The sequence below is a fragment of the Paenibacillus sp. 1A_MP2 genome (assembly GCF_052244825.1).
GTDB classification, from domain to species: domain Bacteria; phylum Bacillota; class Bacilli; order Paenibacillales; family Paenibacillaceae; genus Paenibacillus; species Paenibacillus vandeheii.
This window is the reverse complement of sequence record NZ_JBQQCS010000001.1, coordinates 6,588,233-6,602,489: the sequence shown is the minus strand read 5'-3', so window position 1 is coordinate 6,602,489 and position 14,257 is coordinate 6,588,233. Positions and strand designations below refer to the sequence as shown.

The window sequence follows — 14,257 nt, the reverse complement described above, 5'->3', positions numbered from 1 at the left end:
TAATGGATTCAGGCAATAACCAAAACAGGTCACGGGGAGGTTTCCCGTATGCTCGGGTTGCAATATTTTAGTTTCAACGATTTATGGAGTCCACTTATTCTGGCGTTGTTTCTGCTCATTGCCGCAGCTTATCTAGTGCTCGTCGGTCCGTTCAGTGAGCGGATCAAGGGGGCAGATCAGGCGACAGCTGTACAGAAGATTATGTTTATTACGGGGCTTACGGTGTTGTACCTTGCACAAGCGGGGCCGTTCAATCTGCTGGGTCATGTGATGTTCAGCTTCCATATGGTGAGTATGGCTCTGTCCTATCTGGTAGCGCCACCGCTACTGATGAAGGGATTACCCCTCTGGGTATGGCGCGGAATCATTCGGTGGCTGCCGACACGGCAGTTCTCTTTTTGGCCCATCCGATCGTGGCGGCTGTGCTGTTTAACGGATTGTTCTCGTTATATCATTTACCGGTGGTACATGATTACGTGATGTTAAATTTCACGGTTCACCGTCTGTACTACATTGTACTTTTCATCACTTCCATGCTGATGTGGTGGACGCTGCTCAATCCGTTGCCGGAAGGCAGACAGGCGTCAGGGCTGTCCAAGATTGGATTTATTTTTCTGAACATGGTGCTGCTGACACCAGCTTGTGGGCTGATTATTTTTGCTTCCGAACCCTTATATGCGACTTACAGCAACCCGGCGGTATGGGCTGAGGCGATGCGATATTGTGTATCCGGGGATTCTACGGCTTTGCTGCGTTCGTTCGGTGGACCGGCGTTCTTCAACTTCCTGTCCTCTGCGAAGGAAGATCAGCAGGTGGGCGGTATTTTGATGAAATTCATACAGGAAGGTATCTTCGTCTCTATGCTGGCATACGTCTTTTTCCAATGGTACCGTAAAGAAAAACGGGAAGATGATGATGATCCGTATCCTATAGAGAATTCGGGAGGACCGCTTAATCCTGCAGCGAAATAACACAAGTCTTGTTTGGACAAGAGGGGAAACACACGATGGATATGTATTTTCTGCTACCCACGATCAGTACTTCTTTCATTGTGATTAGCGCGGTTCTGGTTGGAATTGGCTGGGTGCTAATTATCCGTGGCAAACGGGAGGCGCACCAAACCGCGATGATTGCAGGGGCCATTGCTGCCCTTCTGTTCTTTGTCATTTATATGTCTCGTACCATCTTTGTCGGGAATACGGCTTGGGGCGGGACCCGGAGATGGAGATCTTCTATCGGATATTTCTGATCTTTCATATTATCCTCGCTACGGTGGCAGCGGTCTTCGGCATCTCCACTCTGGTGCTTGGTTTCAAAAAGAAATTCAAGACGCATCGCCGCTGGGGACGATTTACATCCATGATCTGGTTCAGCAGTGCCATCACTGGCGTTATTGTATACGTTCTGTTATACCTGCTGTATCCTGGTGGACATACACGTCCGGTATGGGAAGTTATTCTGGGCGTTTAATAGTTTTTGTGATGAATAGAATTCTTTGAAAATATGAAAATGGATGAACCCATCCGTTGATTGGTCCAAGCTCCCTCTCTCCTTGATTCATAGAATGAGATCGAGAGGGGAAAAGAAATGAAAAAACAGTCCATGTAAGTCAAACGTATCCACGTCTCACGGTGTATTCGGAGGAAAACTTCGCTGGTAGAAGCCGGATCTACCGTGGTAACACGGGTCTCCGTAATCTGGATAACATTCTGGGTGGGGTAGAAAGCCTGCGTTTCTTCTCGACAAGTTCGAATGCAACGCTGGTTGTGTTTACGAGACCTAACTTTCAAGGCGGATTCCGCGTCTATCGTGGGAACACCAGCTTGAGAGATTTGGATGATCTGATCCGTGGCAATGACGTGGAATCCTTGATCTCTACCAATCAGCGGCTGACTCTGGAAGAGATTCGTGCGATCCGTAGGAATCGTACTCTGCCGAGTGGTTATGAGCTGATTTAAGGATTAGACCTCCTTGGTATTCAGGTGCCGGGAAACAGGAAAGAGCTGTTCCGAATTGTGTTCGCACAATATCGGAACAGCTCTTTTGGGTTTGAGGAGTTATCTTAATCTCCACCACCGCCGCCACTGTCGTTGCTGCTTCCGCTATCGCTGCTGTGATGGTGAGTAGATCCCGAAAAAGAATCACCGTCATGATGCTTGTGATCGTGATTGTGTCTGGAATGATGAGAATAGGAGCAAAAATCCGATCTCAACCAGCCAATCCATAGGTGAATCAATCCTTTTTATGTATCCTATAAGTTGAACGAATGAATGTACAATGAATCATTGTATATTCGGAAGCAAGTTTTATTTTATCGTAACTCTGTTATGAATCCCACCCGTACTTCCTGATTCAGGAAAATAAGGGGTTGACGGGACAAGAGAGTGGTCTGTATACTGTGTATATTGATATATACAGTAGATACAGTGAGCACAGTCAAGATGGAAAGGCAGGCAGGCGATATGAACGCATGGAAACAGGCGTGGTGGTTGACCCGTAGTGAGATGAACAAGGATAAGCTCCAATGGCTGTGGACTGCAATTTTTATGATATACACTGGCGGCATGAGTGGTGTGATGTTATTAGGACAACAGAAGACAGATTTCATTAATCCTGTTGTAGATACTTTCTTTTTAATCATGGTGCCATTTCAGGGGTTTGTGTTCAGCAGACGATCTTTCCGTTATATACAGGAGGATTCCTATACACAGATGCTGGCCTACTATCGCAGACTTCCCATTCCTAACGAGACGGTGATGTGGTCGAGACTTCAGCAGTCTCTGATGGCGTTTACGTATAATGGTATCTTTTTCTATGGATCACTGTATGTGGTCGGGTTACATCAGGAAGGGTTCCGGTGGGATCAGTACCTGGCCTTTGGCATAACTTGTACAGGTTACGGACTTCTCATGACAGGCTTATATATTTACGGAGAGTTTCTGTACAGTGGTAAAAAATATTTGCTTCTCAGTTCGCTGTTCTTGCCGCTTACGATCATCTTATCCTTGCTGATCCGGATATCGGGCAGTTACGGATTTTCGATTGTAATTGATATGAGTAAAACATGGGGCTGCTTTCCCCGATTATGTGGGCTGCTTTGGTGGCTGGCCTAGCGGGATTATGGCTTTTCAGTCGATTGACGCTGAAGAAACTTTCCACTCGGGATTTGAGTTAATGGTATGAGGGATGATTGCAAAAAAAATGAATACAGGATGAAACCGGCACGGACAGGTAACAGACTGGAGTGTACCGGAGGGCGAGGTGCAAGATGTGAAAATACCCATTCAGATTAATGAAAATAGCGCTGAACCTTTATATCACCAAATTGAAAATCAGTTAAGATCATTAATTGTTACGGGTCAGTTGGGGAGGGGACACATTTGCCGTCCATTCGTGAGTTCGCCGGAGCGCTGAATTGCAGTGTCATTACGGTTAGACGGGTCTATCAGGATCTGGAGAATGAAGGCCTGCTTCGTACGAAGCAGGGGACGGGTACATTTGTGGCCCAGGTAGAAGCCAGCGACAGAGAAAATTATAGATTGAAGGCCGCGCAGGAAGCAATGCAGGCAGCGGTGCAGTCTGGAAAATCGGTAGGATGTACGGAAGAAGAACTGGAGAGTCTGTTCCGGGAAGTCCTGAAGGCAGTTTACTCGAAGTGAGGGAGTGATTCATACATGGAGCCCATAGCAGTTCAGTTGAACGGCGTGTCCAAAATGCGAAAACGCAGAGTTATTGGCCCGATTGATCTGACCATCCCGGAAGGGTATGTAGTTGCTATTCTCGGTCATAACGGTTCAGGCAAAAGCACACTTCTTAACATGCTGCAACAAGTGGTACTGCCTGATGCCGGGCAGATTATATGGTTTGGGAAGGAACATGAGGGGCCGCTTCCCATTGAACTGAGACAACAGATCGGTTTTGTGGCTGACAACGCTGGGCTCGAAGAGAACCGGATTACTGCACAGGAAGCAGCTGATTTTCGGGCCTACTGGTACCCGCGTTGGGATATGAAGTTGTTCAACCAACTGGTTCACGATATGGAAGTACCTGTCGATGTGAAGCTGAACAAGATGTCCAAGGGTGAACGGCGGAAATTCGAGATCGCTGCTGCAATCGCAGCTCGCCCAAGATTATTGCTTTTGGATGAGCCTTCATCAGGTCTGGACCCCTTTGCCTGGAAAGTGATGGTCGAGCAGTTCCGTACCTTTATGGCTGAGGGAGACACCACGATTCTGATTGCCACACATATTGCGGATGAAGTCAAAAGGCTTGCAGATTACATCGTATTGATGCACCGTGGTCAGTCGCTGGGGATGGCCGAGAAAGATATGGTGCTCGATCAGTGGAAAGAAGTCTGGTATGAAGGAGACTTGCGACCAGAGAGTATCCCTGGTGTTGTTGAATCTTCTTCTGAAGAGAGAGGGCTGGTCCGCGTAATTACAACCCGGGTCAGTGAAGCGCAGGAAAGGCTGGAGCTGTCCAATAACCGGGTATTGAAAATCCGTAACCTAGAATTGGATGAAGTCTTGGCATTCTGGATTGCCGGGTATGCACCGGCACAGTGGAGATAACCGAGGGGAGACGATACAAGATGAACCGATTGGAATTGAAACAGGTAGTCAAGCAATACGCAGACAAAACAGCAGTTAATGGAGTAACGCTCAATGTAAAAGAAGGGGAGATTTACGGTCTGCTTGGAGCCAATGGCGCTGGTAAAACAACAACAATGCGTATGGTGCTTGGGCTGATCCACCCGGACGGCGGAAATATCCAGTACAACGGCAAACCCTATAGCACAGAATTGCAGCAGATTATGGGATATCTTCCGGAAGAGCGCGGTTTGTATCCAAAGGTAAAGGTCAGTGAACAGATCAATTATCTGGCCCGTCTGCGCGGCATGAATGGAAAGGATGCGGATCAGAGCCTGAAGTACTGGTTGGACCGATTCGAAGTGCCGGAGTATTATGACAAAAAGATTGAGGAGCTATCCAAAGGGAATCAGCAAAAGATGGGTTTCATAGCCGCAGTGGTCCACAGACCGCAAATTCTCATTCTGGATGAAGCCTTCAGCGGACTTGATCCGGTGAACGTGGAATTACTGAAGTCCACGGTGAAGGAATTGCGTGATGAAGGCACAGCCATTCTGTTCTCGACACACCGGATGGAGCACGTCGAAGAATTATGTCGTCAGATAACAATACTGCATCGCTCCAACACTGTGGTACAGGGAGAGATCAAGGAGATCAAGAGTCGTTATCCTCGTGAGCACGTATTCCTGAGCACAACGGGAAGTGTCAACGGGTTGGAACAGTTGCCGGGTGTGAAAAAGGTAGAGCAAAATGAGCGTGGATACCTGATCCATATTGGTCAGATGGAAGCCGCTCAGGAAATTCTGAGAGCAGCCATGGCTCAGACGACCGTTGAACATTTTGAAATCAAGGAACCAACGCTTAACCAAATCTTTATTCGTGAGGTAGGTGAGTCGAATGAATAAAATGGGCACGATTATCGGATTTACGTTCAAAAACAAAGTGAAAACGAAGTCTTTCATGGTGACGACCATTGTACTTGCACTTTTAATTACGATTGGACTCAATATTCCATATTTCATTACCTTATTTAATGGTGGTCCCATTGGCGGAGGTGCAGGCGGAAATCAGCCAGTGAATATCGGTCTTCTGAGCACGAACCAAACAGAGGTAGCCGAGAAACTGGAGACATATTCGTCCGCACAAGGAAATGAGACGTATCGGGTCGTTAACGACGCTGGTAAAGATGAAGCGGCACTCAAGGCCGATGTGGAATCTGGGGTTCTGGATGGGTACCTGAAGTTCGAACCTGTGGCGGGGCAAGATTTCCCACAGCCGGTCTTGTATTCAAGCGATGATATTTCCCCACAGGTTATAGCACCCATTGAAGCTGCGCTGCAAATTGTGAAGCTGGATGTGGTGGTGAAGGATACACTCACGGCGGAGCAAAAACAGCTCATCAGTACGCCGGTAAAACTGACAGAGCAAAGCCTGGATTCTGACCAAAGCGGAGCTGCTGCGGAGTCGGAAGGTGGCATGAGCGGCATAAACTACGTAGTTGTTTACCTGCTGATTATTCTGTTGTTCACATCAACGATGATGACAGGTAACATGATTGCTTCCGAGATTACAGCTGAGAAGAGCTCGCGTATTATGGAGATTTTGATTACAAGTGTATCTCCGCTCAGTCAGATGTTTGGTAAAATCATCGGTATTTTCATGGTAGGGTTGCTGCAAATCGGTATTTTCGGTGCCGTAGTTGCCGGCAATATGCTGTTACCGCATAACCGCGATGTATTGAGCGATTTCAATATGAATCTGAATGATGTGAACGTCGCCGTTATTGTATATGGACTCATTTTCTACATTTTGGGTTACTTCCTGTATGCGGTGATGTTTGCGGCCATTGGTTCGATGGTGAGTCGGACAGAAGAACTCGGTCAGGCCGTATTACCGATTACAATGTTGTCCCTGGTTTCCTTCTATATTGCGATTTTCAGTATTGCTACACCGAATATTTTGCTCTTAAAAGTAGCAAGCTTCATTCCGTTCACATCGCCAACGGCAATTCTGGTACGGATCGGGGCAGGCGTTGCGCCAACTTGGCAGATCTGGACGTCCCTGGCCATTCTCGTAGTATCCATTATGATCTTCGGCTGGCTGGCAGCGAAAATCTATCGTACAGGTGTGCTGATGTACGGTAAACGCCCAACCTTCAAGGAATTGTTCAAAGCGATGAAGGCGTATAAAATCTGATCCAAGTTTATGAACAGATGTGCGTTGTCATAATTAGTGAGACTATTTTCATAATTAGTGAGACAACTTTTTCACAATTGATGAGAATTGAATATTTATTCATTGCCATTCATTCCTCATTCGTATAAGTTAGTAAGCGTAGGTGTAATTATTCTACTTTTAGCATCAGCTATGAGTGGAGATGGTTCGGGAGTGAAGGACGCCGTTCAAGGAGCAATGGTAGGTCTTGGAGTTATTCTCGTTTTGGTTGTTCTATGGATGGCTGGTAGCAAGAAGAAGTAATGAAAAAAATTAAGACACAGGTGCTACTCTGAAATTGGGTAGCACTTTTTTATAATTAATCAAATTTGTATATTACATTGGGTATTTTCTAGCTTAAAGTCGAGCCATCCATACCCATTGTTGAAAGTACTGTATATTAATAATTATTCTAAATTAAGCTAACGGACAGGTTATTTTCAAATCAATCATGCTGAACCCTATCACAAGTAGAACGAAATTTGGAGATAATATGAATAATAAGGAACAATCAAAGCCAAGGAAAGTCAAAGTCAAAAAAACAGATTTTTAGGAAGAAGTGCTTTATGGAAAAAAAGTTTTATTGAATTAGGCGGTGCAGAATAATGACTTATTAAGAGTTTGCAGAGATTGTCAAAAAATTTATATAATATTTTAGAAAGGTCGAGGTGAATATGACAGAAGAAAATTCGAAATGTCACACATCAAACTATCATTCAGTTTGTAAGATTCCTAATACTCATGATAAATTCGAAGAAGCACACTATTTCTTACACATGATGATAAATAATTATCATGATGCAGATGGCTTTCGATTTAATATGAATGCATTTATTCAAGCACTCCGTAACATCACCTTTGCCCTTCAAAGTGAGAAGCGAAACATTCCTAACTTTGATAAATGGTATGAGGAGAAACAAACTTGGATGAAAGGAAGTATTCTATTAAAGAATTTTGTTGAAGGAAGGAATGTTGTTGTTAAGCGGGGCAATTTAGCAATCAAAAGCGAAGCGCATATTGGACTATTTAGATACAGAAAGCACAAGCTTGGAATGATTATACCAGTCAACCCATTTCAATCAAGTGAGCATTTATTGCGTGTTGCAGAAGAGCATTTTGTGGGGTTTCTTATCGACGAAGATCACTCAGATATAGGTGAACAATGTGGAATTTCGAGAAAATGGGTTGTTGAAGAAATTGGTGAGGCTGAGGTACTTCAGCTTTGCTTTGAGGCATGGAGAATGATTGGACAGTTACTAACGGATGCACATAATTTATTGGGGATGAATTTTCATGTTCCTAACGATTGCGAAGAGCGCCCCGAGAATTACCAAGTCTTGTTGGAGACTGATCTAAATCCAGACCTAATAGAAAAATGGGGGTGGAATGAGTAGCTACCTTATCATTTGGAAACAGGGTACAGTGAACTGGATGAGTGAATTAGGCTTGGAAGGATAATATAAAGACATAATGCATGCATCCAATGGGTAAATTATGATAGCCATCCTTCGAACATGAATAAGAGAAGGCGAATGTATTCTACGTTTCTTGTAGAGTATCGAATCGCCTTTTTTTGTTATCAATTGATAATAAATAGAGCATATGTAAAATAACACGATTATCTATTGATTATAATCAACAGTTTGATGTATTCTATAGTTGTAATGTTCATAATTATAAATGAGGTGTTTATAATGGAAAACTCAAAATCGATTGATTTGCAGAAACTCGTTAAAGCATCAGGTCTTAACATCACAGCGGAACAACTGGTTGAATTAATCGTAGAGCAATACACAATGTCTCAATCGGAAATTATTGATCGCTTTCATTTCTCCAATCAACGGTTTAGCAATATGCGAGAACACAAACTCCTTCGTGAAATTAAGAAAGGATTGTATCTTCGAGAGGAAGTCGAAAATATGAGAGAAAAGCAAATTAGTGGGAAGCGGTTAGAGAAATATGGAGACTATAGATTGACACCTGCTTACGAGAATTATGAAGGTAACCTTATAATTGATAAGCTCCGTTTCTACGACTGTTTGACGTGCGTAAGGGTAGAATCTAAAGACAATAATAGTTATGTTCCTCAGAATGATGAGTACAACGTTCATTTAACGGAAGTTCTTGAAGTCGTGCGTAAAGCTTTTGATATTGGCAAGTATGTATATTTTTTTGAACATCGGGCATTCCAACATGTTCGTAAGGAAGAGGATATACAAGGAGTTATAGATTCGAATAAATACTGGTATAAAGAATTTTCAGTCAGTGAGTTTCTGGATTTGCTCCAGCAACCTGTATCCGAATATCTTGGCTGGAGAAAAATAATGAACTACGATAATATCGTTGATTATTTTAGAAATTTAGAAAAATAAATTGATTGCTAAGAATTGGAGTAGTTCCAGAGTCCCGCAAAGATAAGCAAGCAAGATAGTAAGGCGGATCGAAAGGAGCAATCCAATGACAACAGGTTAATCCTTTATCACCTTAAATCGTTTCATGCGATGATGGAATGCAGCATGGTAGTGATGTGAACTTATTGATGTCCGTCAAAGCAGTTGTGCTCTATCCGTAATATAACAATACATCCAGTTTAACAGATTGATAAAATATAACGAGGGTGATAGCAATGAGCGAAAAAGACTCAAAGATTATGTCTACGACGATAAAAATGATCTCCTTGGCAAAGGGGGAGCGGCAATGTATACCGCGCAACTCGTGATGGAAAGCAATTTGCTCTAAAGATTGCCCAGAATAAAATGCCAAAAAAAGTTGAGACTAATAGCGAAAAGACAACTGAGCGCCGGCTAAAACGGTTTGAAATTGAGGCGCGTAAAGGTCAACAACTCGTTAAAGATGGGATGCGTGGTCTCATCCCCATTCTTGATTTTGAATGTGACCCAGAGCAAAGATACTTTCTCGTCATGCCAATAGCCACGCCTTTATCCGAAAAAATTAAAGCGAAACATAATATTTACGAACTTACAGCTATTGTGCGTGAGCTCGCTCAAGTACTCGTAGCCTTACATGAACGTGAGCACAGCCATCGAGATATCAAACCCGAAAACATCTTATTCTACAATGACTGTTATTGTTTAAGTGATTTGGGTTTGCTTGCATATCCTGAAAAGGAGCATTTCACACCTGATGAGGAGCTCGTAGGAAATAGAAAAACTGTTGCTCCTGAGCTACGAATAAACGCCAACTTTGAAAGTGATCATCGCCCTGCAGATGTGTACTCATTTGCTAAAACAGCTTGGATGATCTTAACAAAAGAGGAGTTTGCCTTTGATGGCCAATTCAACCCATTGGAGAATGTTAAGCTTCAACAGCTTTACAACAAACAGCATTTTGCTGAGCTCTATGATCTCCTGAGGGAAGCTACTATTGAAAATCCTGCAAAGCGGCCAACGATAAAAGAGTTTTTGAATAAATTTAACGTTTGGGAGCAGATTGCTAAAGATGAACAACGTGCATCGAGGAGTGCTTGGCAATATCTTGAACGCACTCTCCTTATGCAATGGGCGCCGAGTACAATAATTTGGAGAGATGCAGCAAAAGTCGTGGAAATTTTAAAACAAATCTCTCATGCAAATTTTAATCATACTTTTGTGCACCAAGGCGGGGGAATGGACTCAGTTAGTGTCGAACATGCAACTTGGCTAAAAGAACCAAACATGATTGCCCTCTCATTTGACTTTGGTATCGTTCATGTGTTCAAGTTAAAGCGATTGGTATGGGAAATTCCCAATGACGATGCACGCTTTAGTTATTTTCGGATAGAATTTGATACTCTTGATCCTATATTCCCTGATACTATTGAAGAATTTCAGGAATTAGATAATTACAGCCCACCCTCAGAGTTCCTTCGTATTTTTGAGGGATCATACCGACCTGACCAGCAAGAATATGATAACTTAATGTATATAAATAGGTGGTACGATGGAGTGTTTCTTATAGTTCACAAGGGATCAATCTATAATAGTATTTCTCAAACCTATGATGGCAGACACGGTGAATTAACTACAGACGAGTTTCGGACTTACATGGAATGCTTACAATATTTTTATTCCCATCCTATTTTAAAAGATTATTTCCGCAGCTTGGCCGCTCTTAATCCCAAAGAAAACAACAATTTAGCACAGTTACTAGAGCTTCTCACCATGAGCGACACAGAAATTCGCCGCGACCTGGATCTCCACCCCAACATTACTTTGGAATAAATTCTCATCCAGTTTGCCATAAGTCGAATTGTAAGCATAAAGTTGCCGTAAGTCCCCATTAGGACGACTTATAATAATTAAATCTAGACAGCCGGCAAGTAATCGGCTGTCTTTTTCATTGAACTAAAGGGCAGGTTAATTAAACAAACAATCTAACACTCTTGTGGTACTTAATTTTGTATATCTATCTTTAAAACTAACGTGAAATGTTAGCTTAGCAAGAAGCATTCTGTCGTTTAGTAGATTGCTCCTTTTTGATATCAATTCTAAAGTTCTACCAAAAATCCTAGGTGATCCTGACCGTACTAGTTCCATATCTTGAAGACAACTAGATACCACTAGAACTGATACTAAAACTTTGGAAATGACTTAACAGTGCGCAGAATAGTTGTAAGTTCATTGTAGTTATTAGATTTGGATAGAAAGATCATTTCAATATTTTTCTCCACACCCAAACAGCAGTTGGGAGGAAAATTGCGAATAAGGCCAATGGGACAACTTTATCTATTTCAGTCCAAACAAGATTTTTAGTTACACTAGCATTCCAAAAAGGCAATATAAATGTTGCAAAAATGGCAATAGGAAGCCAGCGTTGTTTCCTTATGGAGTCTCCTTTATATGAGTAATATTGGATTAGATTATCAATGTTAGTGTGGTTAAATCTATTGTTTCTCAAAAAGTAATAAACTTCATCACACCTTAAAGCAAAAAGAATCTCTTTATCATATGTAAATTTTGATTTTCCAATGAGGTACGATAGTTCCTTATATTCTGTTCGAATGTAGTTTCGTGAAGATTGAATTGTGACTAAGTGAGATAAAAGAGTAATTGTACCTAGGCATAATAAGAGGATCCCGTAAAAGTAACTAGATGAGTAATCCCATACAAAAATAGAAGAATGTAAAGTAGAAGTTGTGCCATGAGTAACGAACAAGATAATACAAATACCACCTCAAATCTACGGGCGCGCTGATTAAAAAGTTTATTTCGTAGAGTTAATTCCTCGAAACAGATTTTGTAAATCTGGTGTTTTAATTTTTGATCAGATACAGAATGTCTATTCATTAAATCACTCCTTTATAAAGATTTTATCGGAGCGTCCCTTTGATTCGTTTAATTTTCAAAATTATTTTTAGATAGTATTTTTTATTTTAGAACAATGAGTATGGCTGAGAACCTATTTACAAATATATTATTCGACACAATTATACAAAATAATTGAATTCGTTAGAGTATAATCTACTATAAAGTGTAAATTACACAGATCTAATCAGTGTTTCTTACATAGTTTTTTATCTTAAGTGAGGAGATGATAGAATGTCAGCCATACTTCCTCAAACCAATGATCATCTTTATTTTATTGATAAACTAGTAGTTATAGTTAAGGTTTTTCTTGATTTTCAATTAGCTAAAGTTCGATACCTTAATTCGACCGAAACATTCATTGTTGATATTAATGTTTTAAAGCTAACTGCTGATCATCGTAGCTCAATTTCAATAAATCTATTAGGAGTGTGAAGATTGTGATCTTAAATTACATAGAAACTCCATTGGATGGGAAGTCATGGGAAGCTCTAATAAATTCATGCTATAGAATGAAATTTCAAGATGAGCATTTCACTGAAGTACCAGCAGTTCATGGAGGGGATGCAGGTATTGAAGGGTTTACTCGCCAAGGTAGAGTGTATCAGTGTTATTGTCCTGAGCGTGAATATAGTGATGATGATCTTTACAGTCATCTAAGAACTAAAATGAGTAATGATATTAAAAAGTTGACTAATCTGACATATGCTAAAAGGTTAAAGGAGCTTGGAGTTCCTAAAATTAAAGAGTGGCATTTTGTGATCCCACGATATAAGGATGCAAGAATTGTCACTCATGCAGAAACAAAGCGTCAAGAAGTGCTGACCCTAAAAATATCTGATCCGGAAAGTTATGATTATATTGATGATGAATTTATCGTTGTGATTAAGCAAGCTGAAGATTTTAAAGTGGAGATTTCCAGGATTGTTAGGACTACTTTATCTGATATGAAACTTAATATTGCCATATATCATACAAGCACCCTGGATTGGTCTGAATGTGATTCAGAAAAAGTGAATAATATCAAAAGAAAGGTTAAAGCAGTGATGGGAGATATCGATGAATCTGATGAAGACTATATTGAGGTTGTAGGTATTTACATAGATTCATATATGAAAGGGCTTGAAATTTTAAAGATCCTAAGAGTTTCTTATCCAGAAATATATGAAGATATATATGTGCTAGAACAGGCATATAAAAGGCAAGTATCAATGAGAACCAAAATGAATACCAATAGTTCGATAAACGCACAGCTTTTTGACGAGATTATGAAGGATTTTCAACAGAAATTAGAGCAACAGTTTACATATCTTAACCTTGCATCAGTAATGGAACTGAGGAACGATCTTGTAAGTGGTTGGCTTGCTGATTGTTCAATGCAATTTAGAAGTAGGTGATTATATATGGAGAAACGTTATCTCATCGCAGATGAAATCGTATTTGATGCTAAACCTGATGCTGTACCTTATAATTACAGAATAAGTTATAAAATGGCTCAACTTTGCTTGATTATGGATATATGTAGTCGTGGAGGATGTTCATTGTTAAAACTACATATGATTTCCATAGGACTAAGTACAAAACAAGACATGCAAAACTTAAAGAGTATAGCGTATGATAGCTTAACAAATTATGCAGTAGTTAGATTTGACCCAGCTGTGAATCATGCTATCCGTTATGCAACAGCAGATGGATTGGTATATCAACAACAAAATGGTTTGTTTAGACTAACTCCTACAGGCAGATCCTATGCGAAAAAAATCATTAAGGAGACAAATTTAATGACTGAAGAGAAAAGTTACTTATCTTCGTTATCGACTATGCTTACTGAGGAAAAAATAAAAAATCTCACTTCTCTTTGGAGGTATTCTGGTGCTGAGGATTAAAAAATTAAAAATTGATATTTCGACTAGTAACGGCTTATATGGGTTTGAGACTTCGTTTAATGAAGGTTTAAATTTTATAGCTAGTGAAGATAACACTCGCGGGAAAAGTTCTATTATAGCAGCGATCTACTACTGTCTTGGATTTGAAGAGATTATCGGGGAAAGGGCGAAAAGGTATTAACTTCGGTTTATAAGAGCTCGATAGAAGATGGTGATAATATCTATCCTGTCTTAGAATCAGGTGCATTTCTAGAAATATCTAATG

Annotated in this window: 11 protein-coding genes and 4 pseudogenes; all 15 read left to right on the top strand. The window is 41.0% G+C overall.

The features are described from left to right. The first annotated feature begins 48 nt into the window (after positions 1 to 48). The 15 genes and pseudogenes from ctaG (at position 49) to ACTWJ7_RS32375 (ending at position 14,173) form a co-directional block, all read left to right on the top strand. Positions 49 to 971, top strand: a pseudogene (gene ctaG / locus ACTWJ7_RS32445) (cytochrome c oxidase assembly factor CtaG). Positions 972 to 1,006: 35 nt separating this feature from the next. After that, a pseudogene (locus ACTWJ7_RS32440) lies at positions 1,007 to 1,470 on the top strand (DUF420 domain-containing protein). A 161-nt stretch (positions 1,471 to 1,631) separates the two neighbouring features. Then, positions 1,632 to 1,958: a hypothetical protein gene (locus ACTWJ7_RS32435; protein WP_301882473.1), complete on the top strand. Its 327-nt coding sequence runs from the start codon at positions 1,632 to 1,634 to the stop codon at positions 1,956 to 1,958. Positions 1,959 to 2,462: 504 nt separating this feature from the next. Continuing rightward, complete coding sequence (locus ACTWJ7_RS32430) at positions 2,463 to 3,113, top strand: hypothetical protein (protein WP_443146253.1); 651 nt, start codon at positions 2,463 to 2,465, stop codon at positions 3,111 to 3,113. Between the two features lie 157 nt (positions 3,114 to 3,270). Then, positions 3,271 to 3,659: pseudogene (locus ACTWJ7_RS32425) on the top strand (GntR family transcriptional regulator). 15 nt (positions 3,660 to 3,674) lie between these two features. Next, positions 3,675 to 4,571 carry an ATP-binding cassette domain-containing protein gene (locus tag ACTWJ7_RS32420; RefSeq protein WP_285080254.1) on the top strand — a complete coding sequence of 299 codons (897 nt, stop codon included), beginning with the start codon at positions 3,675 to 3,677 and terminating at the stop codon, positions 4,569 to 4,571. Between the two features lie 20 nt (positions 4,572 to 4,591). Next, entirely contained in the window at positions 4,592 to 5,494 is a 903-nt protein-coding gene (locus ACTWJ7_RS32415; protein ID WP_301882469.1) for an ABC transporter ATP-binding protein, read from the top strand. After that, positions 5,487 to 6,785: an ABC transporter permease gene (locus ACTWJ7_RS32410; protein ID WP_301882466.1), complete on the top strand. Its 1,299-nt coding sequence runs from the start codon at positions 5,487 to 5,489 to the stop codon at positions 6,783 to 6,785. The genes ACTWJ7_RS32415 and ACTWJ7_RS32410 overlap by 8 nt, the downstream gene beginning before the upstream one ends. A gap of 692 nt (positions 6,786 to 7,477) precedes the next feature. Further along, positions 7,478 to 8,197 (top strand): hypothetical protein, encoded by a 720-nt coding sequence (locus ACTWJ7_RS32405; protein ID WP_301882465.1) that lies wholly within the window; start codon positions 7,478 to 7,480, stop codon positions 8,195 to 8,197. A 300-nt stretch (positions 8,198 to 8,497) separates the two neighbouring features. Next, positions 8,498 to 9,175, top strand: coding sequence for a hypothetical protein (locus ACTWJ7_RS32400; protein WP_301882464.1), 678 nt, complete (start codon positions 8,498 to 8,500; stop codon positions 9,173 to 9,175). Between the two features lie 330 nt (positions 9,176 to 9,505). Next, positions 9,506 to 11,023 (top strand): annotated as a pseudogene (locus tag ACTWJ7_RS32395) (protein kinase domain-containing protein); the annotation flags it as partial. Between the two features lie 1,317 nt (positions 11,024 to 12,340). Beyond that, entirely contained in the window at positions 12,341 to 12,541 is a 201-nt protein-coding gene (locus ACTWJ7_RS32390; RefSeq protein ID WP_301882462.1) for a hypothetical protein, read from the top strand. Between the two features lie 5 nt (positions 12,542 to 12,546). Further along, positions 12,547 to 13,503 (top strand): hypothetical protein, encoded by a 957-nt coding sequence (locus tag ACTWJ7_RS32385; protein ID WP_301882461.1) that lies wholly within the window; start codon positions 12,547 to 12,549, stop codon positions 13,501 to 13,503. A 6-nt stretch (positions 13,504 to 13,509) separates the two neighbouring features. Then, positions 13,510 to 13,992 carry a hypothetical protein gene (locus ACTWJ7_RS32380; RefSeq protein WP_301882458.1) on the top strand — a complete coding sequence of 161 codons (483 nt, stop codon included), beginning with the start codon at positions 13,510 to 13,512 and terminating at the stop codon, positions 13,990 to 13,992. Further along, the gene (locus ACTWJ7_RS32375) at positions 13,979 to 14,173 is read left to right on the top strand and encodes a hypothetical protein (RefSeq protein ID WP_443146252.1); all 195 of its coding nucleotides are present in this window, start codon (positions 13,979 to 13,981) and stop codon (positions 14,171 to 14,173) included. Before ACTWJ7_RS32380 ends, ACTWJ7_RS32375 begins: the two co-directional genes overlap by 14 nt. Positions 14,174 to 14,257: the final 84 nt, after the last annotated feature.

What these genes read in the sequence shown, in the direction of transcription:
- ACTWJ7_RS32430 (WP_443146253.1), top strand. Translation starts at nt 2,463, where the DNA reads ATGAACGCATGGAAACAGGCGTGGTGGTTGACCCGTAGTGAGATGAAC.
- ACTWJ7_RS32420 (WP_285080254.1), top strand. Translation starts at nt 3,675, where the DNA reads ATGGAGCCCATAGCAGTTCAGTTGAACGGCGTGTCCAAAATGCGAAAA.
- ACTWJ7_RS32415 (WP_301882469.1), top strand. Translation starts at nt 4,592, where the DNA reads ATGAACCGATTGGAATTGAAACAGGTAGTCAAGCAATACGCAGACAAA.
- ACTWJ7_RS32410 (WP_301882466.1), top strand. Translation starts at nt 5,487, where the DNA reads ATGAATAAAATGGGCACGATTATCGGATTTACGTTCAAAAACAAAGTG.
- ACTWJ7_RS32405 (WP_301882465.1), top strand. Translation starts at nt 7,478, where the DNA reads ATGACAGAAGAAAATTCGAAATGTCACACATCAAACTATCATTCAGTT.
- ACTWJ7_RS32400 (WP_301882464.1), top strand. Translation starts at nt 8,498, where the DNA reads ATGGAAAACTCAAAATCGATTGATTTGCAGAAACTCGTTAAAGCATCA.
- ACTWJ7_RS32390 (WP_301882462.1), top strand. Translation starts at nt 12,341, where the DNA reads ATGTCAGCCATACTTCCTCAAACCAATGATCATCTTTATTTTATTGAT.
- ACTWJ7_RS32380 (WP_301882458.1), top strand. Translation starts at nt 13,510, where the DNA reads ATGGAGAAACGTTATCTCATCGCAGATGAAATCGTATTTGATGCTAAA.